This window comes from Kitasatospora sp. NPDC017646, assembly GCF_044329365.1.
Classification (GTDB): domain Bacteria; phylum Actinomycetota; class Actinomycetes; order Streptomycetales; family Streptomycetaceae; genus Kitasatospora.
Window position 1 is genome coordinate 126,117 of sequence record NZ_JBIRJC010000009.1, and the last position, 23,554, is coordinate 149,670.

General features: G+C 73.6%; 21 protein-coding genes and 2 pseudogenes. 9 read left to right on the forward strand and 14 right to left on the reverse strand.

All coding sequences use genetic code 11. The features are described from left to right. Positions 1-308: 308 nt before the first annotated feature. A complete protein-coding gene (locus ACH4J0_RS16765; RefSeq protein ID WP_396240688.1) occupies positions 309-869 on the reverse strand; it encodes a hypothetical protein in 561 nt (186 codons plus the stop codon). A 1,081-nt stretch (positions 870-1,950) separates the two neighbouring features. Between ACH4J0_RS16765 and ACH4J0_RS16770 the strand changes: the two genes are divergently transcribed. Beyond that, positions 1,951-2,814, forward strand: a complete 864-nt coding sequence (locus tag ACH4J0_RS16770) for a DMT family transporter (protein ID WP_396240690.1) — start codon at positions 1,951-1,953, stop codon at positions 2,812-2,814. Positions 2,815-3,091: 277 nt separating this feature from the next. Beyond that, on the forward strand, positions 3,092-3,343 hold the full coding sequence (locus ACH4J0_RS16775) for a hypothetical protein (protein ID WP_396240692.1): 252 nt from the start codon (positions 3,092-3,094) through the stop codon (positions 3,341-3,343). Between the two features lie 191 nt (positions 3,344-3,534). Here ACH4J0_RS16775 and ACH4J0_RS16780 read toward each other — a convergent pair whose 3' ends face one another. After that, positions 3,535-3,864 (reverse strand): hypothetical protein, encoded by a 330-nt coding sequence (locus tag ACH4J0_RS16780; protein ID WP_396240694.1) that lies wholly within the window; start codon positions 3,862-3,864, stop codon positions 3,535-3,537. Then, entirely contained in the window at positions 3,861-4,184 is a 324-nt protein-coding gene (locus ACH4J0_RS16785) for an SAV_915 family protein (protein ID WP_396240696.1), read from the reverse strand. Before ACH4J0_RS16785 ends, ACH4J0_RS16780 begins: the two co-directional genes overlap by 4 nt. A gap of 403 nt (positions 4,185-4,587) precedes the next feature. Here ACH4J0_RS16785 and ACH4J0_RS16790 point away from each other — a divergent pair, with 403 nt between their 5' ends. Then, entirely contained in the window at positions 4,588-6,807 is a 2,220-nt protein-coding gene (locus ACH4J0_RS16790) for an NADP-dependent isocitrate dehydrogenase (RefSeq protein ID WP_396240698.1), read from the forward strand. A gap of 69 nt (positions 6,808-6,876) precedes the next feature. On the opposite strand, the gene ACH4J0_RS16795 is transcribed toward ACH4J0_RS16790, so the two are convergent. The 3 genes from ACH4J0_RS16795 to ACH4J0_RS16805 all read right to left on the reverse strand — a co-directional run bounded on the left by ACH4J0_RS16795 (position 6,877) and on the right by ACH4J0_RS16805 (position 9,429). Further along, positions 6,877-7,560, reverse strand: coding sequence for a hypothetical protein (locus ACH4J0_RS16795; RefSeq protein WP_396240700.1), 684 nt, complete (start codon positions 7,558-7,560; stop codon positions 6,877-6,879). A gap of 69 nt (positions 7,561-7,629) precedes the next feature. Continuing rightward, positions 7,630-8,268: a YdcF family protein gene (locus ACH4J0_RS16800; protein ID WP_396240702.1), complete on the reverse strand. Its 639-nt coding sequence runs from the start codon at positions 8,266-8,268 to the stop codon at positions 7,630-7,632. A gap of 147 nt (positions 8,269-8,415) precedes the next feature. Next, entirely contained in the window at positions 8,416-9,429 is a 1,014-nt protein-coding gene (locus ACH4J0_RS16805; protein WP_396240704.1) for a cytochrome c oxidase assembly protein, read from the reverse strand. A gap of 278 nt (positions 9,430-9,707) precedes the next feature. Here ACH4J0_RS16805 and ACH4J0_RS16810 point away from each other — a divergent pair, with 278 nt between their 5' ends. Beyond that, the gene (locus ACH4J0_RS16810; RefSeq protein WP_396240706.1) at positions 9,708-10,667 is read left to right on the forward strand and encodes an NAD-dependent epimerase/dehydratase family protein; all 960 of its coding nucleotides are present in this window, start codon (positions 9,708-9,710) and stop codon (positions 10,665-10,667) included. Positions 10,668-10,782: 115 nt separating this feature from the next. On the opposite strand, the gene ACH4J0_RS16815 is transcribed toward ACH4J0_RS16810, so the two are convergent. Together ACH4J0_RS16815 and ACH4J0_RS16820 are read right to left on the reverse strand one after the other, a co-directional pair. Further along, positions 10,783-11,997, reverse strand: coding sequence for an RNA polymerase sigma factor (locus ACH4J0_RS16815; protein ID WP_396240708.1), 1,215 nt, complete (start codon positions 11,995-11,997; stop codon positions 10,783-10,785). Then, positions 11,994-12,365: a YciI family protein gene (locus ACH4J0_RS16820; RefSeq protein ID WP_396240710.1), complete on the reverse strand. Its 372-nt coding sequence runs from the start codon at positions 12,363-12,365 to the stop codon at positions 11,994-11,996. Before ACH4J0_RS16820 ends, ACH4J0_RS16815 begins: the two co-directional genes overlap by 4 nt. A gap of 196 nt (positions 12,366-12,561) precedes the next feature. On the opposite strand from ACH4J0_RS16820, the gene ACH4J0_RS16825 reads away from it, so the two are divergent. The 3 genes and pseudogenes from ACH4J0_RS16825 to ACH4J0_RS16835 form a co-directional block, all read left to right on the forward strand. After that, on the forward strand, positions 12,562-14,154 hold the full coding sequence (locus tag ACH4J0_RS16825) for an MFS transporter (protein WP_396240712.1): 1,593 nt from the start codon (positions 12,562-12,564) through the stop codon (positions 14,152-14,154). Positions 14,155-14,224: 70 nt separating this feature from the next. After that, on the forward strand, positions 14,225-14,968 hold the full coding sequence (locus ACH4J0_RS16830) for a 3-oxoacyl-ACP reductase family protein (protein WP_396240714.1): 744 nt from the start codon (positions 14,225-14,227) through the stop codon (positions 14,966-14,968). A 62-nt stretch (positions 14,969-15,030) separates the two neighbouring features. Next, positions 15,031-15,321, forward strand: a pseudogene (locus ACH4J0_RS16835) (UTP--glucose-1-phosphate uridylyltransferase); the annotation flags it as partial. A 9-nt stretch (positions 15,322-15,330) separates the two neighbouring features. Here ACH4J0_RS16835 and ACH4J0_RS16840 read toward each other — a convergent pair. The 6 genes from ACH4J0_RS16840 to ACH4J0_RS16865 all read right to left on the reverse strand — a co-directional run bounded on the left by ACH4J0_RS16840 (position 15,331) and on the right by ACH4J0_RS16865 (position 21,891). Continuing rightward, positions 15,331-15,834 carry a DinB family protein gene (locus ACH4J0_RS16840; RefSeq protein WP_396240716.1) on the reverse strand — a complete coding sequence of 168 codons (504 nt, stop codon included), beginning with the start codon at positions 15,832-15,834 and terminating at the stop codon, positions 15,331-15,333. Positions 15,835-16,388: 554 nt separating this feature from the next. Further along, a complete protein-coding gene (locus ACH4J0_RS16845; RefSeq protein WP_396240718.1) occupies positions 16,389-17,384 on the reverse strand; it encodes a 2-hydroxyacid dehydrogenase in 996 nt (331 codons plus the stop codon). Between the two features lie 118 nt (positions 17,385-17,502). Then, on the reverse strand, positions 17,503-18,528 hold the full coding sequence (locus ACH4J0_RS16850) for a 6-phosphofructokinase (RefSeq protein ID WP_396240720.1): 1,026 nt from the start codon (positions 18,526-18,528) through the stop codon (positions 17,503-17,505). Positions 18,529-18,919: 391 nt separating this feature from the next. Further along, positions 18,920-19,648: a type 1 glutamine amidotransferase gene (locus ACH4J0_RS16855; protein WP_396240722.1), complete on the reverse strand. Its 729-nt coding sequence runs from the start codon at positions 19,646-19,648 to the stop codon at positions 18,920-18,922. Positions 19,649-19,694: 46 nt separating this feature from the next. After that, positions 19,695-20,957, reverse strand: a complete 1,263-nt coding sequence (locus tag ACH4J0_RS16860) for a MurT ligase domain-containing protein (protein WP_270141562.1) — start codon at positions 20,955-20,957, stop codon at positions 19,695-19,697. A 262-nt stretch (positions 20,958-21,219) separates the two neighbouring features. Beyond that, positions 21,220-21,891, reverse strand: coding sequence for a GNAT family N-acetyltransferase (locus ACH4J0_RS16865; protein WP_396240724.1), 672 nt, complete (start codon positions 21,889-21,891; stop codon positions 21,220-21,222). 329 nt (positions 21,892-22,220) lie between these two features. Here ACH4J0_RS16865 and ACH4J0_RS16870 point away from each other — a divergent pair. Continuing rightward, a pseudogene (locus ACH4J0_RS16870) lies at positions 22,221-23,086 on the forward strand (thioesterase domain-containing protein); the annotation flags it as partial. A 117-nt stretch (positions 23,087-23,203) separates the two neighbouring features. Then, positions 23,204-23,449, forward strand: a complete 246-nt coding sequence (locus ACH4J0_RS16875) for a hypothetical protein (protein WP_396240726.1) — start codon at positions 23,204-23,206, stop codon at positions 23,447-23,449. Positions 23,450-23,554 lie beyond the last annotated feature (105 nt).

Here is a 23,554-nt window from a genome sequence, read left to right on the forward strand (position 1 = left end):
GGTCCCGCGATCCGATCGACCGGATCGCGGGACCTCTGTGCAGTGGTGGCCAGATGTGCCGTGGGGTGTGGCGAGCTCCAGCTCTTTGGTGGTGGCGGGCGGGGACGGTCCCCGCCCGGCTGGATCCGCCGGGCGTCGGTGGCCGGGTGTGCGTTGCTCGGAGTCGGATCATGGAGTGGTCGCTGCTGCGCTGTCCCGGCGGGCATCATCGCGGGGCCGGCTGCAGGGGCCTGGGGAAGGACGCTGGTGTCGGTGCCCCGGCCCGATTGCGGCGGGCCGGGGCTCCAGATTGGGCCGTTGGATCAGTTCTACTTCTCGCCGCGCTCGCCGCCGCGCTCGCCGCCGCGCCCGCCGAAGTCGAAGTCGTGGCGCACGACCCGGAAGCTGCCGACGACGCCGTCGTCGACCTCGACACCCTCGTGGACGCGCTTCGGGTGCACGCCCTCGCTGGCGCTGTGCGGCCCGACGGTGGCGATGGGGGCGCCGTTGTCGCAGACCGCGCCGCTGAAGACCTCGACGGTCCGGTGGCTGTCGTTGCGGACGTTGAGCGACTTGGCGCCCAGACCGCTGACCACGGTGATGCAGCCGAAGTCGTCGGCGGAGTACGACCGCTCGTTGACGTGGATGATGCCCCGGTGCTCGCGGTGCTCGCGGTGCTCGCGACGCTCGTGGCCCTCGTTGCCCTTGCCCTCGTTGCCCTTCGTGCCGCCGTCGAGCGGAGCCGCGGCGGGAACGGCCGCGGGGGCGGCCTTCTCAACGACCGGGGCCGCCTTCGCCACGGGCTCGGAAGCGGCCGACGCGTAGCTGATACCGGTCACGGCCACGGCCGCCGACGCCGCGAGGGCAATGGCGGTGGTCATCTTGTTCATGGACCTTCTCCTGTTTCTGGACTGGATCGGCGTGGTGCCGACATGAATGAACGTACCGACTGACTAAATGACTGTCATATCAATCCGCGCCAAATGGTTGACGTGCAGGTCTAAACGAGTGTCAGGTGGGCCCTCGAACCACCTCCGGGGCCGGTGTGGGCCGGTTGTCCGGGTTTCTCAAATTGCCTGATCCGTACCGGAGTTGACGAAGAGGATTGGGCCATTCGGGCAGTGCCTGACCCCTCCTCACTCATTTGGCCTGATCTCGGCATTCGTCGCCGGAAATCAGGCCGGAATGGGGGCGGTCCAGGTTGCTGGATCGGCCGGACGTACCGAGGGTCGGGCGGCCCGCGGCTGCCCTGCCGGGCTCCGTGCCAGGGGGGGGGCGGCTCGGCTCGGCCCCGTCGGGGGTGGCCCCGAAGCGGACCGGTGGTGCGCGTGTGCGCCGGGCGGTTCGGCTGCCGCTGCGGTCGAGAGCCCCGCCGCGGCCCCGCAGGTGCTCGGACGCCTGTCGGCCATCCCGTCCGCCCTCGCGGCGATGCTCGCCGACCTGGGTCCTCGGATGAACGAACTGCCTTGGTATCAGGCAGTGTTGACGGTTCCAGCGGGGCGGTTGGGGCAGGTCCGCCGGGATCGCATCGGTGCCGCGCAGCAGGACGGCGACGCACTCGCCGTGCGGCTGCTCCGGAGTGGCCAGGACGGTGGAGACGGTGTCTCGCCGGCGGTCCGGCGGTCGTCCCAGGGCCGCCGCCGGGCCCGGACGACGGCGTCGTCGGACACCAGTACAGAGTGGACGCTCCTGTGCCCGGCCTTCGTACACGGCGAGGACGGTGGCCGGCAGGCGCGGTGTGGTGCGGGAACTCCGTCCGACCGTAGCCGGCCCGGGCGGCCCGGAAAGATCGCCGACGGGCGCGCGTACGCTGGACCCCGTGCGTCTCGTGATCCTCCCGCCGCCGGTCCGCTAGCGGGCGGCCTCCCCACCTGACCCGGCCGAGCGGGAGAGCCCCTCGGCGTCGGGGCGATGGCTGCCGCCCGCGTACCCCGCGGACCAGAACCGGCGACCATCGTGGAGTACCGACGCATGACCTCGCACACCGCCGTGCCGTTCCGGCGCGGCCTGTTGTCCATTTCCGCCGCCGCCGTCGCCTGGGGAGCGGGCGGAGCCGTGGCCGCCCTGCTGATGCGCACCAGCGGACTCGGCCCGGTGGCCGTCTCCTGCTGGCGCTTCGGCGTCGCGGCGCTCTGCCTGGCGCTGCTGCCCTCCTCCGGCCCGTCCCGCCGTGGCGGGAAGCCCGGCTCCGCCGTGCTGACCGGCCTGGGGCTGGCCGTCAGCCAGTGCGCCTACTTCGGCTCCGTGCACTTCGCGGGCCTGGGGTTGGGCACCCTGATCACCATCGGGGCCGGACCGCTGCTCACCAGCCTCGGCGCGCACCTGCTGCTCGGCGAACGCCTCACCCGGCGGGCGGCGTCCGCCGTCCTGCTCGCCCTCGGCGGGCTCGCCCTGCTGGTCGCGGCTCCTGCCGCCGGGCCACGCCCGGCACTGGGCGTCGCCCTGGCGGTACTCGCGGGCGCCGGCCAGAGCGGACTCACCCTGTGGGCCCGCGGCGGCGGCTCCGCCCGGGCGAGCACCGGCGCCTTCACGACCGGTCTGCTGTGCCTGCTGCCCTTCGCGGCGGCCCAGGGCGCGCTGCCGACGGCCGGTTCGCCCGCACTGACCGGCGGAGCCCTGCTGTTCCTGGGCACGGTGCCGACCCTGCTCGCCTACCGCTGGTACTTCAGCGGCTTGACGGCCGTGCCGGGCACCACCGCCTCCGTGCTGGTGCTGTTGGAGCCGGCCACGGCGGCAGTGATCGGCGTGCTCTTCCTCGGCGAGCCCTTCACCGCGGGCCTGGCAGCAGGCTCCGCACTGCTGCTGGCCGCGATCGCGGCACTGACCCGGGCCTGACGCTCGACGCCGGGGCCGGGGTACCTCGGTGAGGTGCGTGTCCCGGCTTTCGGGGTCTTCGACCTTCCGGTCTTCCCTGCCCCGGACCTACCGGCTGCCGGACTGCCGGGCTTCCGGCCTTCGGTCTGCCGTCCCCGGGGCGTTGGGTGCCGCGCGGCCCGGTCGCGGGGCGCGGCCGCTGATCGCCGGGCCGGTTGGGGCGTGGTGTGCGGGGGTGTGCACCCGGGCGGGCGAGCTGTGGTCGCCGGGTGCGCGCCGCCGTGCTGTCGTGGGCGGCATGAAGACCTCACGCGCGGCCCGGGTGGCCGTCACGACCGCGACCGCCGTCCTCGTCGCCGCTGCTGCCGTGGCCCCGGCCGCCTCTGCGGCGGCGCGTGGTCGGCGGGACATCACCGCCGACACGTGCCGGGCCGCGGGCGGGCACGTCGAGGGCAGCGGGTACTGCGTCGACGCGAGCGGCGAGGACGCCTGGGGTGCCGAGATCGATGGTCAGGCGATCAATCCGAACCCGCGCCCCGGCTTCGAGTGAGGCATGGCGAGGGCCATCCGGCGACGGACTGGGTCCATGGTGGGTGGGCTCGGGGTGCGACGGGCGTCGGGTCGTGGGGCCGGGTCGGAACCGCTGCTGATCGGGCCTGCGGGTGGGGGTGCGCGAGGGCTGACCGGGCCGGGGCCCCGGGGACCCGGCCCGGGGCGTGGGACGCCGGGCCGGGGGCGGGGTCAGGGTACTGGTCGCAGGGGCACCGGGGCCGGCGTCAGTGCACGCAGGACCAGGTCGATGCGGATCTTGGTGGCGCCCGCGCGGTGGAGGGCGGCGGAGACGGCCCGGAGTTCTTCCGGGCCGGTGCAGGCGAGGCGGAGCTCCAGGTCGGCGTCGCCGGCGAGGGCGAGACCGCTCCGTACGGCGGGGAACTCCGCCGCGAGGCGGTCGAAGTCGAGGGGGACCGGCCCGTGGTTGATCCGGGCGACGGCGTGCAGGGCCCGAACCTGCCCGGGTCCTCCCGGGGCGGGGGTGAAGCCGTCCGGGACGAGGTGGAGGGGGGCGGTCACCGGTGCTGGAGCTCTGTGGCCGGGGCCGGGGCCGGGGCGGGTGCGGTGGCGGGTGCCGCGACGGGGGTGGGGACGGGCGGGGCGACCAGGCGCGGGTCGAGGACCAGGGTGTCGACGCCGAGCGGGGCGGTGAGGGTGCGCAGGGCGGGCTCGCCGAGTTCGGCGTAGGCGTGCTCCGGTCCGAGGAGGGCGGCGAGGGCCTCGGGGCTGGAGAATCCGACCGCGCAGCGGCGGCCGTCGCGGGTGCGGAAGAGGCGCAGGGTGGTGGTGCTACCGGTGGCGTTGGTGGTGACCGGAACGTGCCAGACGACGCGGGCCATGCGGATGCTCCCGGTTGGGGTGGTGGTTGCTGCCGGAACTGCTCTGTCCACGACGCTAGGTCGGGTCGGACCGTGCGTCGCCGCTCCTGACGCAGCGTTGACCGAATGGGGTGGTGCATTGACGCACTCCTGACACCCGACTCATCCGATTGGACTACGCCTCTCTCCCGGCCGCCCGAACACGGCCCGACGGGTTCCGGAACACCAGCCGACCGCCGCCTGACCGGGACGGTCCCGGAGCCCTCCGCTTGCCGGGCGGGCGCCCCGGGACCACGGTGGACTCGGCTCTCCCGGCGCCCCCGGATCCGACCGGCGCGCGCTCCGGGGCGGGGGGAGGTGGAGCGAGGGGCCCGGGACGAGATATCTTGACGTCAAGACGTTGGAGACGTGAAGCGGAGTACCGATGACTGACTCGACCATCATCTATACGCACACCGACGAGGCTCCGGCCCTGGCGACCTACTCGTTCCTGCCGGTGGTCCAGGCGTACGCCTCGACGGCGGGTGTGCGGGTGGAGACCCGTGACATCTCCCTGGCCGGGCGGATCATCGCCAGCTTCCCGGAGCGTCTGACCGAGGCCCAGCGGATCGGTGACGCCCTGGCGGAGCTGGGTGAGCTCGCCAAGACCCCGAGCGCCAACATCATCAAGCTGCCGAACATCTCGGCCTCGGTGCCGCAGCTGAAGGCCGCCATCGCCGAGCTGCAGGCCCAGGGCTACGCCCTGCCGGACTACCCGGACGACCCGCAGACCGACGAGGACAAGGATGTCCGCGCCCGCTACGACAAGGTCAAGGGCAGCGCCGTCAACCCGGTCCTGCGCGAGGGCAACTCCGACCGCCGTGCGCCGCAGTCGGTCAAGAACTACGCCAAGACCCACCCGCACCGCATGGGTGCCTGGACCGCCGAGTCCAAGACCAACGTCGCCACCATGGGCGAGAACGACTTCGCGAGCACCGAGAAGTCCGCCGTGATCGCCGCCGACGGCGCCCTGCGCATCGAGCTGGTCGGCCAGGACGGCACCACCACCGTGCTGCGTGAGAAGGTCCCGGTGCTGGCCGGCGAGGTCGTCGACGCCTCGGTGATGCGCGCCGCCGCCCTGAACGAGTTCCTGGCCGCCCAGGTCGCCCGTGCCAAGGCCGAGGGCGTGCTGTTCTCGGTGCACCTCAAGGCCACCATGATGAAGGTCTCCGACCCGATCATCTTCGGTCACGTGGTCCGCGCCTTCTTCCCGAAGACCTTCGCCGCGTACGGCGAGGCGCTGGTCGCCGCCGGTCTGAACCCCAACAACGGCCTCGGCGGCATCCTGGCCGGCCTCGACAAGCTGCCGAACGGCGCCGAGATCAAGGCCTCCTTCGACGCCGAGCTGGCCGAGGGCCCGGCCCTGGCCATGGTCGACTCCGACAAGGGCATCACCAACCTGCACGTGCCGAGCGACGTCATCGTCGACGCCTCGATGCCGGCCATGATCCGCACCTCCGGCCACATGTGGGGCCCGGACGGCCAGGAGGCCGACACCCTCGCCGTGCTGCCGGACAGCAGCTACTCCGGCGTGTACCAGGCCGTCATCGACGACTGCCGCGCCCACGGCGCCCTGGACCCGGCCACCATCGGCTCGGTCCCGAACGTCGGCCTGATGGCCCAGAAGGCCGAGGAGTACGGCTCCCACGACAAGACCTTCGAGATCGAGGCGGCCGGCACCGTGCGCCTGGTCGACGCCGAGGGCAACGTGGTGCTGGAGCAGGCCGTGCAGCCGGGCGACATCTTCCGCGCCTGCCAGACCAAGGACCTGCCGATCCAGGACTGGGTCAAGCTGGCCGTCACCCGCGCCCGCGCCACCGGCGACCCGGCGGTGTTCTGGCTGGACGAGAACCGCGCCCACGACGCCGTGCTGATCGAGAAGGTCAAGACCTACCTGCCGGAGCACGACACGACCGGCCTGCGGATCGAGATCAAGTCCCCGGTCGAGGCCACCAAGTTCTCGCTGGAGCGCATCCGCCGCGGCGAGAACACCATCTCGGTGACCGGCAACGTGCTGCGCGACTACCTGACCGACCTGTTCCCGATCCTGGAGCTGGGCACCAGCGCCAAGATGCTGTCGGTCGTTCCGCTGATGGCGGGCGGCGGCCTGTTCGAGACCGGCGCCGGCGGCTCCGCCCCGAAGCACGTCCAGCAGCTGGTCAAGGAGAACTACCTGCGCTGGGACAGCCTGGGCGAGTTCTTCGCGCTGGCCGCCAGCTTCGAGCAGCTCGCCACCAGCACCGGCAACGCCCGCGCCCAGGTGCTGGCCGACACCCTGGACCGCGCCACCGGAACCTTCCTCAACGAGGACAAGTCGCCGAGCCGCCGCCTCGGTGGCATCGACAACCGCGGCAGCCACTTCTACCTGGCCATGTACTGGGCTCAGGAACTGGCCAAGCAGACCGCCGACGCCGAGCTGGCCCGGGCCTTCGACGGCCTGGCCAAGGCGCTGACCGAGCAGGAGAAGGCCATCGTGGACGAGCTGATCGCCGTCCAGGGCTCGGCCGTCGACCTCGGTGGCTACTACCAGCCGGACCCGGCCAAGGCCGCGGCCGTGATGCGCCCGTCGAAGACCTTCAACGAGGCGATCGCCAACCTGGCCTGACGCCAGGCGGGTCGAAATTCCGGGAGGCCCCCGGGTCCGCTGCGGCGGACCCGGGGGCCTCCCCCCGTGTCAGGCGGCGTCGCGGACTTCCCGGGCGGGCCGGCGGAGCAGCCGGGACTCGTGCAGCAGGATGACCAGGCCGGGGCCGAAGACCAGGGCCGGCACGGCGACGATGCCGGTCAGCAAGACCTTGACGGCCGTGCCCACGGCGTCGTGGTCGGCGAGTTCTCCGGTCGACGGGTCCGTCCACATCCGCGTCCGGTAGCCGTCGTGGTGGTTCCCGTCCGTCGTGCGGACCTGCTCCCAGCTCCGGCCTCCGGACGTCCAGGAGTAGGTGCAGGTGTAGACCTCGCTGGTGACCGGGGAGTTGTCGATCATGTCCGTCCTGGTGCCCGCGTGGTGGCAGCCGCTGAGGGTGACGGCCACCGACTGGTCGGTGCGCAGCCACCGCCGGACGTCCTGGACGACCTTGGTGGTCAGTGCGGTGTCGAGGACGGTCGGAACGGCGAAGAACAGGAACAGCACGAGACCCGTGCCCGCCTCGGCCCAGCCCACCGCCGGGACCAGGCCGAGCAGACCCACCAGCAGCGCCAGGCCGACCACCCAGGGGCGCGCGCCGAGCCAGGCCGGGTCGTCCACCGTCCAGTCCCGGGCGGCAAGGCCGGCCACCACCACCGCCGTCAGGAAGGCCGGCACGCTGACCGCGCCGCCGATCCGTTGCAGCGGACTCCACCCGTTCTCCGGTTCCGCCACGTCCGCCCCCTGCGTGCTCGGTCTTCGTCCTCATGCTGACGGACCGGGCGGCATGATCCCATGGCCCGTTCAGGCCAGTCCCAGCACCACCCCGGCGCCGGTCAGCAACAGGAGCGCGGCGCCGTGGGCGCGCGGCAGCGCGAGCGCCGTGCCGACCGCCTCGCGCAGCAGCTGGTACGGGCCGAGCGCGAGCGGTCCGTCCGCGCCGAGCACCCGGCCGGGGGCGCCGGCCCGGCGGGCGGCCAGCGCGGAGCGGACGGTGTGGAAGCCGCTGGTCACGACGGTGCAGCGGTAGCCGGGGCGTTCGGCGGCCATCAGGGCGGCGCTGAAGCGCAGGTTCTCGGCGGTGTTCACGGCCCGCTCCTCGCGCCGGATCCGCTCGGGCGGCACGCCCCGGGCGATCAGGTAACGGGCCATCGCGCCGGCCTCGGTGCACTCCTCGTGCGGCCCCTTGCCGCCGGTCACCAGCAGCAGCGGGGCGTGCCCGGCGGCCTCCTCGGCGGCGAGGCGTTCCAGCGCGGCGTCCAGCCGGGCGGCCAGGGTCGGCGCGGGCTCGCAGCCGTCCAGCGCGGCGCCCAGGACCACCAGGTAGTCGGCGCCCAGGGGCAACGGCCGGCGGCGCTGGAGCAGCGCGCAGCCGAGGAAGCCGAGCAGCCACAACAGGACGTACCCGCCGACCACGGCGGCGGGCGTGAACAGGGCGTGCATACCCGTCGAACGCGGCCGGCGGAACCACCGTTCCGCGACCGGACGGGAGGGTGGTATGACGGAGCCCACGTCCTCGGGGGAGGACGTGGGCTCCGGGGGCGGTCGGGGCAGGGGCCGGGGGCTCGGGGGCGCTCCGGGCGGCTGGGCTCAGCCGGCGTCGGCCGCCGGGGTGACCGGGGCGGGGGGCGTGGCGGGGTCGGCGGGGGCCGCCGGGCGCCGGGCGCCCTTGTGCAGCGAGGCGAGGTAGGCGTTGTACGCCTCCAGCTCGGCGTCGCCGCTGCGCTCCTCCGCGCGGTCGCGGCGGCGGGCCTGCCGCTGCTCGGAGCCCATCCACTGGTAGACCAGCGCGATCAGCACGATCGCGGTCGGGATCTCGCCGAACGCCCAGGTGATGCCGCCGGCCAGCTTCTGGTCCTCCAACAGGTCCGTCCCGGGCGGTGCGCCCTGGACGGTGAAGGTGGAGACCAGCGGGTGGCTGGCCATCATCACCGCCACGCCGAAGAAGGCGTGGAACGGCATCCCCATGAACAGCTCGATGATCCGCATCACGTGGCCGGGGCGGTGCGGGCCCGGGTCCACGCCCATGATCGGCCAGAAGAAGGCCAGACCGGTCATGAGGAAGTGGACCATCATGAAGATGTGCCCGAAGCGGTACTGCATCAGGACGTCGAACACCGGGGTGAAGTAGACCCCGTACAGGCTCGCGATGAACAACGGGATGGTGAACGCCGGGTGGGAGATCACCCGGACGTACCGGCTGTGCAGCAGCGCCACCAGCAGCTCGCGCGGACCGCGCGGCCGCCCCTTCCCCGTCGGGCGCAGGGCGCGCAGCGCGAGGGTGATCGGGGCGCCGAGCAGGAGCAGGATCGGCGTCAGCATGGACAGCACCATGTGCTGGATCATGTGCGCGCTGAACAGCACCATGCCGTAGTCGTTCAGCCCGCTGCAGGTGACCAGCAGCATGCTGGCGACGCCCGCGACCCAGCCGACGACCCGGCCGACCGGCCATCGGTCGCCGCGCCGGTACAGCCGGACCACACCGACCAGGTACAGCGCCAGCGCGACCAGGCCGCCGAGCAGGAACACCCAGTCCGGGGACCAGGTCCACACGTGGGAGAGGCTGAACGGGCCTAGTCGGGTCATCCCGCCGTGGTGGTGCATTCCTGACATTCCGTCGCCCATCGGCGGGTCCCGCTTTCCGTCCTCGTGGTCCCCGCTGGGGGTCCGGTTCGCCCGTTTTGCTTGGCATACAGCCTAGGTGGGCCTTACCCCGGCCATACCGCCGCCCCCTCCGTACGGGCTCCTCGCGGGCTCGTGCGTGCTTCGCGCGTGCTTCGTGCGTGCTTCGTGCGTGCTTCGTGCGTGCTTGGCGTGGGCCGCTCCCCGGCGCGTGACGCCGTGGCTAGACTGACCGGCCGGTCGGCAGGGAGGAGTCAGCCATGGCGGCGGCGCAGCGGCCCGGGGCACGGACCACGGTCGCACTGACCGGGGCGACCGGCTTCATCGGCTCGGCCGTACGGGCGGCCCTCGCGGCGCGCGGCGTCCCGGTGCGGGCGCTGGTGCGCGGGGAGCCCGTCGCGGACGGGCACACCGCGTGGGTGCGCGGCGACCTCGCCGACGGGGCGGCGCTGGCCGAACTCTGCGCGGGGGCCGGGACGCTGCTCCACCTCGCCTCCCGGGTCGGCGGCGGTGCCGAGGACTGCGCGGCGGTCAACGACCGGGGCACGGCGGCGGTGATGGCGGAGGCCACCCGGGCCGGGATCCGCCGGATCGTCCACCTGTCGACGACGGCGGTGTACGGCGAGGGCCCGCACGCGGGCATCGGTGTCGACGAGGTGCCCACCGCGCCGCTGTCCGAGGCCAGCCGCACCCGGCTGCTCGGCGAGGGCCACGCGCTGACGGCCGGCGCCGTGGTGCTGCGCCCGGCGCTCGTCACCGGGGCGGGCGACCGCTGGGTGGTGCCCGGCCTGGCCGAGCTGGCCCGGCGGGTGCCGGGTCGCTGGGCGGGCGGCGAGGTCCGGCTCTCCCTGGTGGACCGGACGGACCTGGCCCGGCTGATCACCGCGCTCGCCCTGGACGCCCCGGCCCCGGTGGCGGGCGTCCACCACGCCGCCCACCCGGAACCGGTCCGCAGCGGTGACCTGCTCGACGCCCTGGCCGGGCTCGGACTGCTGCCCGCCCTGGACGGGCCGGCGCTTCCCTGGGAGGAGTGCCGCCGACTGCTCGCGGCGACGACGCCGGGGCAGGTCTCCGAGCGTCAGTTGGCGATGATCGCCCGTGACCACTGGTACCGCAGCGACGACGTCTGGCGGCTGGCCGGCTGCACGCCCGGTCCGGGCCCGCTGGCCCGCCTGGCGGGGGCGGCCCCGTGGTACCGGGCGGCGCTCGGGCTGGACTGAGGCGGGCGTCGACTACGTCTGTAGTTACTAACGTCCGCCGTTACTACGTCCATAGTCGCTGCGTTTGTCGTTACTACCCCGTCGTCACTACATCCGCAGTTACTACGCCCGTCGTCTACGCCTGGAGGCGCCGGGCTCTCGCGTCCAGGAACCGCTGCTCCGCCAGGCTCGCCGTGGCCTTCGCCGCGCGGAGGTAGTGGTCGTACGCGCCCGCGCGGTCGCCGAACCGCTCCAGCAGGTGCGCCCGGACGGAGAGCAGCCGGTGGTGGCCGGCCATCCGCTGGTCGCCGTCCAGGGTGGCGAGCAGGGCGAGCCCGGCCTGCGGGCCGTCCCGCTCGGCGAGGGCGACGGCGCGGTTGAGGGTGACCATCGGATTGGGGGCGATCCGCTCCAGGATCAGGTAGAGGGCGTGCACCTGCGCCCAGTCGGTCTCCTCGGCGGTGGCGGCGTCCGCGTGGGTCGCGGCGATGGCGGCCTGGAGCTGGTACGGGCCGAGCTCCGGGCAGGCCAGTGCGGCCTTGGCCAGCTCGGTGCCCTCGTCGAGCAGGGCGCGCTCCCAGCCGGTGCGGTCCTGCTCGGCCAGCGGGACCAGGTCGCCGGCCGCCGTCGTCCGCGCCGCCCGGCGCGCGTGGGTGAGCAGCATCAGGGCGAGCAGCCCGGTCACCTCGCCGTCCTCGGGTAGCTGGGCGCGCACCATCCGGGCCAGCCGGATCGCCTCCTGGGCGAGGTCGGCGCGGTGCAGTTCGCTGCCCGAGGATGCAGTGTAGCCCTCGTTGAAGATCAGGTAGAGCACGTGCAGGACCACCCGCAGCCGCTCCTGGCGCTCGGCGCCCTGGGGGAGGGCGAAGGAGCTGCCGGCCGCCCGGATCCGCTGCTTGGCCCGGCTGATCCGGGCCGCCATGGTCGCCTCCGGCACCAGGAAGGCCCGGGCGATCTCCGCGGTGGTCAGGCCGCCGACCGCACGCAGGGTCAGCGCGGTCTGCGAGGCGGCGGTGAGCGACGGGTGGCAGCAGAGGAAGAGCAGGAGCAGGGTGTCGTCGGTGTCCGGCACCTCCTCGGGCACCACCTCGGCGGCAGTGGTCGCGTTCTCGCGCTCGCGGCGGGCGTGGTCGCTGCGGATCTGGTCGACCAGCCGCCGGGCCGCGACGGTCACCAGCCAGCCGCGCGGACTGTCCGGCACGCCGTCCTGGGGCCACTGCACGCTCGCGGCGAGGACTGCCTCCTGCACGGCGTCCTCGCAGCCCTCGAAGCGGCCGTACCGCCGTACCAGCGTGCCGAGGACCTGCGGCGTGAGATCACGCAGCAGGTCCTCGAAGTCCGGTGCTGTCATGCCTCCAAGTGTCCGTCGGAGAACATCACCTGGCGCACCTCGACGCCCAGCCCCTCGATCGCGGCGTCCGGGATCCGCGCGGCGAGCTCGATCGCCCGCTCCTTGTCCTCGCAGTCGACCAGGTAGAAGCCGCCCAGGAACTCCTTGGCCTCCAGGAAGGGGCCGTCGGTGACCGCCGGCTGGCCGTCGCGCACCGTGACCACGGCGGCCTGGGACGGGTCGACCAGCGCCTGGGTGACGATCAGTTCGCCGGAGGACTTCAGCGCCTCGATGAACTCGCCGTGCCCGGCGCCGAGCGCCGCCTTCTCCTCGTCGGTCAGCGCGTCCAGCACCGCCGGGTTGATGTGGAGGCTGATCAGGAACTTCATGTCGTACTCCTCGTGGTGGTCGGGCCCCGGTCGGGCCCTTCGCCCGTACGGTCGGAGCCGGCGCCGCCGTCTTGACGTCCCCGCCGGAGAAATCTCCCACGAGTTCCCTACCGGCGCACCGCTCACCGGTGTCAAGAAGTCCCCGGCCGTTCCGACCGCCCGGCGCAAGGTTTCCGAGGAGGAGGAAGTCGCCGGGATGAGCGAGACGAGAGTGAACCGGGCACGGCTGGGACTGGCCCTGCTGATGCTGCCGACCCTGCTGGTCGCGATGGACATGACGGCATTGCTGCTCGCCCTGCCGAGGCTGAGCGCCGACCTGGGCGCCTCCGGAGTCCAGCAGCTGTGGATCAGCGACGGCTACGGGCTGATGGTGGCCGGACTGGTCATCACCATGGGCACACTGGGCGACCGGATCGGCCGCCGGCGCCTGCTGCTCATCGGGGCGGCGGCCTTCGGGGTGTTGTCGGTGGTCGCCGCCTTCGCCGTCGACCCGCTGATGCTGATCGTGGTACGGGCCCTGCTGGGCGTCGCCGGGGCGACGCTGGCGCCGTCCACGCTCGCGCTGATCACCAACATGTTCCGGGACGAGCGCGAGCGTGGCCGGGCCGTCGCGGTCTGGGCGACCTGCCAGTTCGCGGGCGGGGTGCTGGGGCCGGTGCTGGCCGGGTTCCTGCTCCAGCACTTCTGGTGGGGGTCGGTGTTCCTGGCGGCCGTCCCGGCCATGGCGGTGCTGCTGGCGGCCGGGCCCGCCGTGCTGCCGGAGTTCCGCAGCGGGGCGGCCGGGCGGCCGGACCCGGTCGGCGTCGGGCTGTCGTTGGTGGCGGTGCTGCTGGTGCTGTACGGCATCAAGCAGCTGCCGGTCGGGGGCGCGCCGCTGGTCCCGGTGGCGGCCCTGCTGGTGGGCAGCGGGGTCGGGTGCGTCTTCGTCCGGCGGCAACTGCGCTCGGAGCGACCGCTGTTGGACCTGCGCCTGCTGCGCGGTCGGCCGTTCACGGCGGTGCTGGTCTCGCTGGTGCTCGCCGGGGCCGCGATGGCCGGCACCGGGCTGCTGGTGACCCAGTACCTGCAGAGCGTGCTGGGCCACTCGCCGTTCGCCTCGGCCGTGCTGTTCGCCCCCATGGGCCTGGCGGTGGCGGTCGGCACCACGGCCGCGCCGCGGCTGGCCGGCCGGGTGGAGCGGACCACCGCGATCGCGGGCGGGCTGGCGCTCTCCGCGCTGGGCGCCCTGCTGCTGGTGGCGGCGGACGAGGACGCGGGCTCACTGCCGCTGGTGTTGACGGGCATCGCGGTGCTTGCGCTGGGCACCGGACCGCTGTTCGCCCTGGGCACCGGGCTGGTCCTCGGCTCGGTGCCGCCGGAACGGGCGGGCTCGGCGGCCTCGATGTCGGAGACCGGCAACTACCTCGGAGGCTCGCTGGGCTTCGCCCTGCTCGGCACCGTCGCCGCCGCGGTCTACCGCAGCCGTACCGGCGGCGGCTCCGACTCGCTGGCGGGCGCGGTCGAGGCGGCCCGGCGCCTGCCCGCCGGGCAGGGCGCCGATCTGCTGCACGGCGCCCGCTCGGCGTTCACGGCCGCGCTGCACGTCGACGGGCTGATCGCGGCCGCGCTGTTCGTCGGCCCGGCACTGCTGACCGTGGCGATGCGCCCGGCGAGGAGCGCCGCGCCAGCGGAGGAAGAAGCGGAGGAGGACGCGCCAGCGGAGGAAGAAGCGGAGGAGGACGCGGCGGTGGAGGAAGAAGCGGAGGAGGACGCGGCGGTCCAGACGGCGCCGGCGTACGAGCGGGCTTGAACCTGCCACCTGTGTCAGGTCCTACCTTCGGGGTGCGACGAACGCGGCATCCACTGAAGGGGGAAGAACGATGAGCAGCGAGCTGACCGGCAAGGTGGCCCTGGTGACCGGTGGCAGCCGGGGGATCGGAGCGGCGGTGGCCAGGCAGCTGGCGGCCGAGGGGGCGGCGGTGGCCCTGACCTACGTCCGGGCCGAGGAGCAGGCCCGGACGGTCGTCAAGGAGATCGAGGCGGCGGGCGGCCGGGCGGTGGCGATCCGCGCCGACCTGGTCGAACCGGAGGCCGCGGCGCGCGCGGTGGAGGAGACGGTCCGGCAGCTGGGCGGCATCGACGTCCTGGTGAACAACGCGGGGTTCCTCACCTACGGCCCGCTCGACGAGGTGTCCGTCGAGGAGCTCGACCAAGTGCTCGCCGTCGACGTCCGCTCGGTGTTCCTGGCCGTCCAGGCCGCCGCCCGGCACATGGGCGAGGGCGGGCGGATCATCAGCATCGGCTCCTGCTTCAACGGGCGGGTCCCCGGCGCGAACTTCGTCCTCCAGGCGACGGCAAAGACCGCGCTCATCGGGCTGACCAAGGGCCTGGCCCGGGAGCTCGGCCCGCGCGGGATCACCGCCACCGTCGTCGACCCGGGCCCGATCGACACCGACATGAACCCGGCCGACGGCGACTCCGCCGCCTTCCAACGCTCGCTCACCGCGCTGGACCGCTTCGGCGAGGCCGAGGACATCGCCGCCGCGGTCGCCTTCCTGGCCGGCCCCGGCGGCCGCTACGTCACCGGTACCGCCCTGGCGGTGGACGGCGGTTACACGGCCTGAGTGAACGGCCGGTGCGGGGGCGGCGACCGGGGCCGCCGCCCCGCGCACGCCGCGGGTGATCATCCGCGTACGCCGCCATCGGCGGGTACGTCATCACCGCCGGCATCGTCGACGAGCTGCGCGAACTCACCCGCCGCTGGCACGAAAAGCCGGAGGACGAGGTCTACCTGTCCGACGCCATCAACGTCTACGCGGCACGCCGCGCCGTGCACGGGCAGGTCATCGCCGGCACCTGGTACGACACCGGCAACCCCGCCGCCTACCTGCGCGCCCAGTTCGCGGCGGCGCTCGCCAACCCCGAGTTCGGGCACGAGCTGCGCCAACTGGCGGGCGGGCTGGCGCCGGTGGAGTGAGGCGTCGGCTCAGCTGCGGTCGTGGTCCCCGGTCGCGCCGTCGGCGAGCTCGCGCAGGATGTCCATGTGCCCCGCGTGCCGGGCGGTTTCGGTGGTCATGTGGATGAGCACCCAGCGCAGCGAGACCGTCCGGCCCGACCAGGAGGTGCCCTGGGAGTCCAGCTCCAGCTGGTTGATCGCCTCGTCGGCGGCGGCCCGGGCGCGGGCGTAGAAGGCCAGCACGTCCGCCGTCGACTCGTGCGGCTCGATCCGCAGGTCGGAGCCGTCGTCGGCGTCGACGTCGAACGGCAGGGGGCCGGTCTCCAGGCCGAAGGTCTCGCGGAACCAGCCGAGTTCGGCGCCGCCGAGGTGCTTGACCAGCCCCAGCAGGTTCGTCCCCGAGGGCGTCATCGGCCGGCGCAGCCGCTCGTCGTCCAGGCCCTGGACCTTCCACAGCACCGCGTCGCGGTGCCGGTCCAGGGCCGCGTGCAGGCTCTCCTTCTCGCCGCCGGTGAACGGCACGATCTTGACCATGCGCGGGACGGTAGCAGACCCGCCCGGCCGGGCGGTACCGGCCGGTGCTCCGGGCCCGCGCCGATCGTCCGGGGGCGGCCGGCCCCGGACGGGTCAGGCCTTCGGCGCCACGGTGTTCCCGCCGCGGCGGCCGACGGCGAAGTCGGGGCCCGGGCGGCAGGAGTCCTCCTCCCGCCTGCGGAGGTCAGCTCTTGCAGGCGGGGCCGCAGCGCCGAGGAAAGCGCCCGCTCCTCCCCGCACCCGCAGGGGTCAACCAGTCCGTGGGCTCTGCTACCAACAGCGCCCGGCGCAAGCTGGCCGGGCCCCGAGCAGCCCGGGCCACGGTGAGCGTTGGGACGGCCTGTCCGTCTCGCTCGGGCCTATCGCCAGCAGGCGCCGGCGGAGGCGTCGGCAGCTCGTCCGGCGGTCGGCGTCGGGAAAGGGGCACGGGTCGACCTCAAGAACCGTCGACCGTCGTCGTTTCCTCGACGGTACGGATCCGCGCAGTTGTTGTCGGAGCGGTGTGCCGCATGGCCCGTGTGCGAGGAGTAGGCGCGTGCCGGTTTCCTGCGGGATCAGCTTCCCGGAACCAGGGTGTTCTCGTTGGTGCGGCCGGCGGCGAAGTCGTCGATGTTGCGGGCGGTGGCGTCGATGATCTGGCTGACGGCGGTGCGGGTGAAGTAGGCCTGGTGGCTGGTGACCAGGACTTGGGGGAAGGTGACCAGGCGGGCGAGGACGTCGTCGGTGATGCCGTGGATGGATCGGTCGGTGAAGAAGACGCCGGTCTCCTCCTCGTAGACGTCGAGGCCGACGCCGGACAGCCGGCCGGCGCGCAGGGTCTCGACGAGGGCGGTGCTGTCGATGAGGGCGCCGCGGCTGGAGTTGATGAGGATGGCGTCGTCCTTCATCCGGGCCAGGGCGGCGGTGTCGATGAGGTGGTTGGTGGCCGGGACGAGGGGGACGTGCAGGCTCACCAGGTCGGCGCGGGTGAGGAGTTCGGGCAACTCGGTGTAGTGCATGCCGAGTTCGCGGCAGGCGGGGTTCTCGGTGATGTCCCAGCCGAGCAGTTCGGTGCCGAAGCCGGCCGCGATCCGGGTGAAGCACTCGCCGATCTTGCCGGTGCCGATCACCCCGACGGTCATCCCGTGGACGTCCCGGCCGAGCAGTCCGTCGAGGCGGAAGTCGAACTCGCGGGTGCGGGAGGCGGCGCGGGTGAGGCGGCGGTTGACGGCGAGCGCGAGGGCCCAGGCGTGTTCGGCGACCGCGTACGGGCTGTAGTGGGAGACCCGGGCGACGGTGAGGCCGAGGTCGGCGGCGGCTTCCAGGTCGATGTTGTTGAAGCCGGTAGAGCGCTGGGCGATCAGCTTGGTGCCCCCTGCGGCCAGCAGGGCGAGCGTCTCGGCATCCAGCACGGCGTTGACGCTGCTGCTGACGGCCGGGTACCCGGCGGCGAGCGGGGCGGTGTCGCGGTCGAGGAACACGTCCAGGCAGCGAAGCCCGTGCCGGCCCGCGAAGGCCCCCTCCAGCAGCGGCCGTTCGTCGGCCTGCACGCCGTACGCCAGGATCTCCATGGCCGTCCCTCCGGTCAGCTCCCCGGCCCACGCTAACGGGAGGGCGGCGGGAACGCCTGCCGGGCGTGCGGGAGCCCCCGGCCGGCGACCGGGGGCTCCCGCACGGGCGCTGTGACGATCAGATGACCGTCTCGGCCTCCTGGTAGCGCTCCTGCGGGACGGTCTTCAGCTCGGCGACCGCCTCGGCCAGCGGCACCAGGTTGATGTTGGTGCCCTGCAGCGCGGTGATGTGCCCGAAGGCGCCCTTGTGGACGGCCTCGACGGCGTGCCAGCCGAAGCGGGTGGCGAGCACCCGGTCGTAGGCGGTCGGGGTGCCGCCGCGCTGGGTGTGGCCGAGGATCACGGGGCGGGCCTCCTTGCCGAGGCGGTGCTCCAGCTCGCGGGAGAGCTGGGTGGCGATGCCGGTGAAGCGCTCGTGACCGTAGACGTCCTTGGTGCCCTCCTCCCAGTGCATGGTGCCGGGCTCGGGCTTGGCGCCCTCGGCGCAGACCACGATGGCGAACTTCTTCTGCCGGTCGAAGCGCTCGCGGACGACGGCGGTGAGCTTCTCGATGTGGAACGGGCGCTCGGGGACGACGATGGCGTGGGCGCCGGCCGCCATGCCCGCGTTCAGCGCGATCCAGCCGGTGTGCCGGCCCATGACCTCGACGACCATGACCCGCTGGTGGGACTCGGCGGTGGTCTTCAGCCGGTCCAGGGCCTCGGTGGCGACGGACACGGCGGTGTCGAAGCCGAAGGTCACGTCGGTGGCGGCGATGTCGTTGTCGATGGTCTTCGGCACGCCGACGATCGGCAGGCCCGCGTCGCTCATCAGCTTGGCGGCCTTCAGGGTGCCCTCGCCGCCGATCGGGATCACCGCGTCCAGGCCGAGGTCCGAGCAGTACTTCTTGGCCCGCTCCACGCCGTCCCGCAGGTGGCTCGGCTGCACCCGGGAGGAACCGAGGATGGTGCCGCCCTGGGCGAGGATGCCGCTCACCGAGTCCAGGGTCAGGGGGCGGTGGTGCCCTTCCAGGAAACCGCGCCAACCGTCCTCGAACCCGATGATCTCGTCGCCGTGGTCGACCACCCCCCGGTGCACCACGGAACGGATCACCGCGTTCAGGCCGGGGCAGTCACCGCCGCTGGTCAGCACTCCGATACGCATTAGCTTTGCAACTCCCGAGCAGAACCGAGGAACGGCCGGACTACAGGCTGGGACGACGAGCCGACACCGTGACGAGGCGCTCCCGCACCGGGATGGCGGGGAGGTGGCCGCGGGGTGAAGGACCGGCCGATCCGGACAGAAGGTCCGAAAACGGCCGCGAGGTCGAGCATACGGCCCCTGGTCCGGCCGGGCAGGAGCCGACGCGGGAGCGGCGCCGTCGGCGCCCCCGCGCGGAATTGCAGCCTGCTGCCGAGGAGGGTGTGCAGCCGGCAGCCCCATTGTCGTACGTCCGGGACCGCCCGCGGGCCGGGTGACCGCATCGCGGGCACCCGGGCGGGGCGAACGGGCGCACGACGGGGGTGCGTCGTGGGTAACTACTACCCGGTACTGACTACGCGGGGCGCGTCGTGGCGGCGATGCGCTCGGCGCGCAGCGCGTCGTACCAGGTGGTGTCGGCCGGCGGCAGGGCGTTGACGTCCAGCGCCAGCCGGATCAGCATGTCGGCGACGGCGGGATTGCGGGCCAGTACCGGGCCGTGCATGTAGGTGCCGAAGACGGTGTCCCGCCAGGCGCCCTCGGTGCCGTCGCCGGTGCCGTTGCCCCGGCCGACGGTGACGGTCGCGAACGGCTGGGCGCCCTGGCCGAGGTGGGTGATGCCCTGGTGGTTCTCGAAGCCGGTCAGCTGCGGCAGGCCGAGCCGCGGGTCGATGTCGGCGAGCACGTCGCCGACGCAGCGGGCGCCCTCGCCGCGGGTGGTCCACACGTCCAGCAGGCCCAGGCCCTGCTCGCGCTCGCCCAGGTCGTTGACGAACTCGTGGCCCATGATCTGGAAACCGGCGCAGACGCCGAAGATGATCGCGCCGTTCTCGGCGGCCCGTACCAGGCCGCTGTCGGCGCGCAGCCGCTCGGCGGCCAGCCGCTGCGGGCGGTCCTCGCCGCCGCCGATCAGGTAGATGTCCCCGCTGGTGGGGATCGCCTGGTCGGACCGGACGTCGATCCGGGTCACGTTGAGATGGCGCTGGCGGGCCCGGCGCTCCACGACCAGGGCGTTGCCCCGGTCGCCGTAGGTGCTGAGCAGGTCCGGGTAGACCCAGACCACGCGCAGGCTGCTCTCACTCATCCTCGAAGGCCTTCCGTCACGAAAAGACTGGTGTGCGGGCGCGGCATCAGCCGGCCACGACCTTCCGCAGCTGCTGGAAGGCGGTGTAGTTGGCGATGGCCTCGATCCGGCCGGGCGGGGCCATCCGGACGGCCTGCTCCAGGGTGTCCACCACGTGGAACTGCAGCCCGGCGACCTCCAGGCGGACGGCCAGGTCCAGCTTGCGCTGGCCCATCACGAAGATCGGGTGCCCGGCGAGGCGCTCGTAGTCGACGTCCCACAGCCAGGAGGTGTCGGTGCCGTCGGCGTCGAGGGCGTTGACCGAGAGCAGGACCGGCGCCGGCGGGCCGTCGATCAGCGAGAAGGTCTCCAGCCAGCCGGCCGGGTTCTTCGCGAGCAGCAGGCGGATGTCCCGGCCCTGGTACTGGACCACGTCGTAGCGGCCGGCCACGGCGGTCACGGAGCGCATCCGCTCCAGCGCGACCTGGGGGGAGACGCCGAACACGGCGGCGACGGCCGCCGAGCTGGTGGCGTTGGCCAGGTTGGCCCGGCCGGGCAGCTGAAGCTGGATCGGCCAGGCGCCGCGCTGCGGGTCGATCACGTGGGTGCCCTGGAGCGCCCAGTGCGGGTTGGGGCGCCGGAAGCCGCACTCCTGGCAGAACCAGTCGTCGCCGGGGCGCTGCATCACACCGCCGCAGGCGGGGCAGGACCAGGCGTCCTCCTTCCAGGCCTGCCCGGCGGCCACCCAGACCACCTTCTTGCAGGAGGAGGCGGCCCAGGTCACCAGCGGGTCGTCGGCGTTGGCGATGACCACGGCCTCGGTGTCCTGGAGGCCCTCGCGCCACTTCTCCGCCATCATGCGGGTCTCGGCGGCGCGGTCGAGCTGGTCGCGGGAGAGGTTGAGCAGGGCGATCGCCTTGGGGTGGGTGTCGCGGGCGACCGTCGCCAGGTACTTCTCGTCGACCTCGATCACGCCGAACCGGGCGTCCGTGCCGCCGGCCAGGGCGGAGGTGATGCCGGCCGGCATGTTGGCGCCCAGGGCGTTGGAGACCACCGGGCCGGCGGCGCGCAGCGCCTCGGCGATCAGGCGGGTGGTGGTGGTCTTGCCGTTGGTCGCGCTGACCAGGACGACGTCGAGGTGGTCGGCGAGGGTGGCGAGCAGATCGGGGTCGAGCCTGAGGGCGACCTTGCCGCCGATCACCGAGCCGCTTCCGCGACCGGCCTTACGGGACACGGCGGCGGCGACCTTGCCGGCCGTGACCGCGATCTTGGCGCGGGCCGGCAGCGAGGCGTCGCGTGCGCCTGTGGGCTCCGATTCGGTGCCTGCCATGCTCAGTGGTTCCTCCTTGCTGCGGCACCGCCTGCCGGCCGGATAACGGGCCGTCGGGCGGCGGGGACGGGGTCAGCCTACCGACTCCGTCGCCCGACCGGACGATCCGGACCCCGCGCCGCCTGCTGCGACGCGGCCGCAGGGGCCGCTGACGGTCCGTCAAGGACGGCGGTGTACGGAGGGACCTTCGTTTTCCCGGGGGACGCTCCGCCGCCGGTCCCGGGTTTCCCGGGCATCCGGTGAGGATGTGGTGAAGAAATGATCAGCAGCTCGGGGCGGGTGCGGCTGTCGGGGCGGCAGCGGCTCCGGCGGCCAGGGTGGCGGTGATCACCAGCGTGCCGTCCTCGGTGCGGAAGTCCAGCGGTGCCGCAAGCCGGCGCATCGCGGCGATCAGCCCGGCGTTGGCGGCCTGGGTCACCGCGTACACCGTGCCGATCCCGGTCGCCCGGGCCGTCGCGGCCAGCCGCAGCAGCAGGGCCACGCCCAGCCCGCGCCGCTGCCAGGCGTCCTCGACCAGCACGGCCAGCTCCGCCTCCTCGTCGTCCCACATCAGGTGCCCGAGGGCGAGGATCCGCCCGTCCGGGGCGGCCACGACCAGGCTGCGGCCGTGCCGCGGGTCCAGCAGGTGGTCCAGGTAGCGGTCGGCGTCGCGGACCGGCCCGTGGTAGCGCAGCCGCAGCGCGTCGGGGGAGCAGCGTCCGTGCATCGCCAGGGCCGCCGCCTTGTCGGCCGGCCCGGCGGGGCGCAGCACCAGTCCGGTCCCGTCCGGCAGGGACAACCGGGATACCGCCTCCGCGCCCCGGACGGCCGGAGCCGGGTGCGGCCGGGCCTGCCGGGGGACCGGGCGCTCCGGCACCGCGCACCTGGAGCGTGGGTCCGACCTGCGGAAGGGCCGGTGCCAGAGCCGTTCGAGGCGAGTGCGGGATGCCGTCATGGGGGCGACGCTACCGACGGCTCGCTTCCGTCCGGTTACGTGATCGTGAACGCACGAATGCCCGGGAGTGCGCGACCGTCCCGCCGGGACCACCCCGGAACAGGTCCGCCGGTGCCTCATGCGGACGGGACAACGGGCGGCCGACGGTGGAGTCCGTGCCCGGCGCCCCTGGTGAGCAGGCCCGCGGGGGCCCGTACGTCCACGCACCTCCCCGCACCGAAGGCCCTCCCATGCGCGAAACCACCTCCGTCCAGGCCGCCGCCACCCTCCCGCACGCCCGCCGGCCCCCGGCCGGCACCGCGCTGACCGGGCTGCTCGACCGGCAGGTCCGGGTGCTGATCGTCGACGCCCTGCCGCTCACCGCCAACGGCAAGGTCGACCTCAAGGCCCTCGCCGCCTCCGTCGCCGTCCGCACGGCCGAGGTCCGCAGCGAGTACGTCGCCCCGCGCACCGGGCACGAGTGCCGGCTGGCGGAGGTCTGGGGGCAGGCGCTGAAGTACGAGGAGGTGTCGGTGGCGGACGAGTTCTTCGCCGTCCGCGGCAACTCGCTGATCGCCGTCGCGCTGGTCAACCGGATCAACCGCGAGTTCGGGACCGCACTGCCGCTCCAGGTGGTCTTCGAGTGCCCGCGGCTGGGCGACCTGGCGGCGCGGATCGCGCTGGCTCAGGGCGGGTCACGGGCCGCGGCCTCCCGGCTGGTGCCGCTGCGGACGGGGGAGCAGGGCCGGCCGGTGTTCTGCTGGCCCGGGCTGGGCGGCTACCCGATGAACCTGCGGCTGCTCGGCCGGGAGGCGGGCGACGGTCGCGCCTTCTACGGCGTCCGGGCGCACGGCATCAACGAGGGCGAGACGCCGTACGCCACCATCCGGGAGACGGCCGCCGCCGACGTCGCCGAGCTGCGCCGGGTGCAGCCGGAGGGCCCGTACACGCTGTGGGGCTACTCCTTCGGCGCCCGGGTCGCCTTCGAGGCGGCCTGGCAGCTTTCCGCGAGCTGGGCGAGCGCCGGCTGGCGGCGCCGGTGACCGTCTTCAAGGCCTCGGGCGACGGCTACTCCTTCAGCGAGGGCAGCACCGGCTACTCGGCCGCCCCGCCCACCGTGGTGGAACTGGCCGGGGACCACTACGGGGTGCTGAAGGAGAACGGGGTGCTCGAACTCGCCGCCGCCATCCGGGCGGTGGCGCGGAGGACGGCATGACCCGCTCTTGACGGAACACGCTCACGGATGGCCCAGGATCCGTGACCGCCCGAGCCCCTTCGGATAGGGATGGCTCGCATTCTCCGCCGACCCATCCCGATCCGAAGGGGCTCCCCGATGTCCGTGAAGAACTCCGCACTCGCGGCTGCCTGTTGCGCCCTGCTGCTGGGCGCGCCGCTCGCCCTCGCCCAGTCGGCCGCCGCCAACTCCAGCATCAACAGCACCAGCGACACCGGCAACAACGGCCCCAAGACCCCGCAGGAGGCGGCCGCCTGCAGAGCCGTGACCGGCGCCCTGCTCGGGGGCTTCGGCAGCATGCTGGGCAACGCGGTGTGCGTGATCCAGCCCGCGACCCAGGGCTGACCGGACGGGACCGGCCGGGGGGGGCAGAGCACGGCGCGCGCCGCCGGCGACGGCACGGACAGGCACGGCCGGCGCGCGTTAGCACGGTTGGGTGGGGGTAATTCG

Coding starts and splice junctions, on each gene's coding strand:
- ACH4J0_RS16865 (WP_396240724.1), bottom strand. CDS start 21,891: ATGACGGCATCCCGCACTCGCCTCGAACGGCTCTGGCACCGGCCCTTC.
- ACH4J0_RS16810 (WP_396240706.1), top strand. CDS start 9,708: ATGGCGGCGGCGCAGCGGCCCGGGGCACGGACCACGGTCGCACTGACC.
- ACH4J0_RS16785 (WP_396240696.1), bottom strand. CDS start 4,184: ATGGCCCGCGTCGTCTGGCACGTTCCGGTCACCACCAACGCCACCGGT.
- ACH4J0_RS16800 (WP_396240702.1), bottom strand. CDS start 8,268: ATGCACGCCCTGTTCACGCCCGCCGCCGTGGTCGGCGGGTACGTCCTG.
- ACH4J0_RS16815 (WP_396240708.1), bottom strand. CDS start 11,997: ATGACAGCACCGGACTTCGAGGACCTGCTGCGTGATCTCACGCCGCAG.
- ACH4J0_RS16850 (WP_396240720.1), bottom strand. CDS start 18,528: ATGCGTATCGGAGTGCTGACCAGCGGCGGTGACTGCCCCGGCCTGAAC.
- ACH4J0_RS16775 (WP_396240692.1), top strand. CDS start 3,092: ATGAAGACCTCACGCGCGGCCCGGGTGGCCGTCACGACCGCGACCGCC.
- ACH4J0_RS16875 (WP_396240726.1), top strand. CDS start 23,204: ATGTCCGTGAAGAACTCCGCACTCGCGGCTGCCTGTTGCGCCCTGCTG.
- ACH4J0_RS16855 (WP_396240722.1), bottom strand. CDS start 19,648: ATGAGTGAGAGCAGCCTGCGCGTGGTCTGGGTCTACCCGGACCTGCTC.
- ACH4J0_RS16825 (WP_396240712.1), top strand. CDS start 12,562: ATGAGCGAGACGAGAGTGAACCGGGCACGGCTGGGACTGGCCCTGCTG.
- ACH4J0_RS16770 (WP_396240690.1), top strand. CDS start 1,951: ATGACCTCGCACACCGCCGTGCCGTTCCGGCGCGGCCTGTTGTCCATT.
- ACH4J0_RS16820 (WP_396240710.1), bottom strand. CDS start 12,365: ATGAAGTTCCTGATCAGCCTCCACATCAACCCGGCGGTGCTGGACGCG.
- ACH4J0_RS16765 (WP_396240688.1), bottom strand. CDS start 869: ATGAACAAGATGACCACCGCCATTGCCCTCGCGGCGTCGGCGGCCGTG.
- ACH4J0_RS16790 (WP_396240698.1), top strand. CDS start 4,588: ATGACTGACTCGACCATCATCTATACGCACACCGACGAGGCTCCGGCC.
- ACH4J0_RS16860 (WP_270141562.1), bottom strand. CDS start 20,957: ATGGCAGGCACCGAATCGGAGCCCACAGGCGCACGCGACGCCTCGCTG.
- ACH4J0_RS16845 (WP_396240718.1), bottom strand. CDS start 17,384: ATGGAGATCCTGGCGTACGGCGTGCAGGCCGACGAACGGCCGCTGCTG.
- ACH4J0_RS16805 (WP_396240704.1), bottom strand. CDS start 9,429: ATGCACCACCACGGCGGGATGACCCGACTAGGCCCGTTCAGCCTCTCC.
- ACH4J0_RS16840 (WP_396240716.1), bottom strand. CDS start 15,834: ATGGTCAAGATCGTGCCGTTCACCGGCGGCGAGAAGGAGAGCCTGCAC.
- ACH4J0_RS16830 (WP_396240714.1), top strand. CDS start 14,225: ATGAGCAGCGAGCTGACCGGCAAGGTGGCCCTGGTGACCGGTGGCAGC.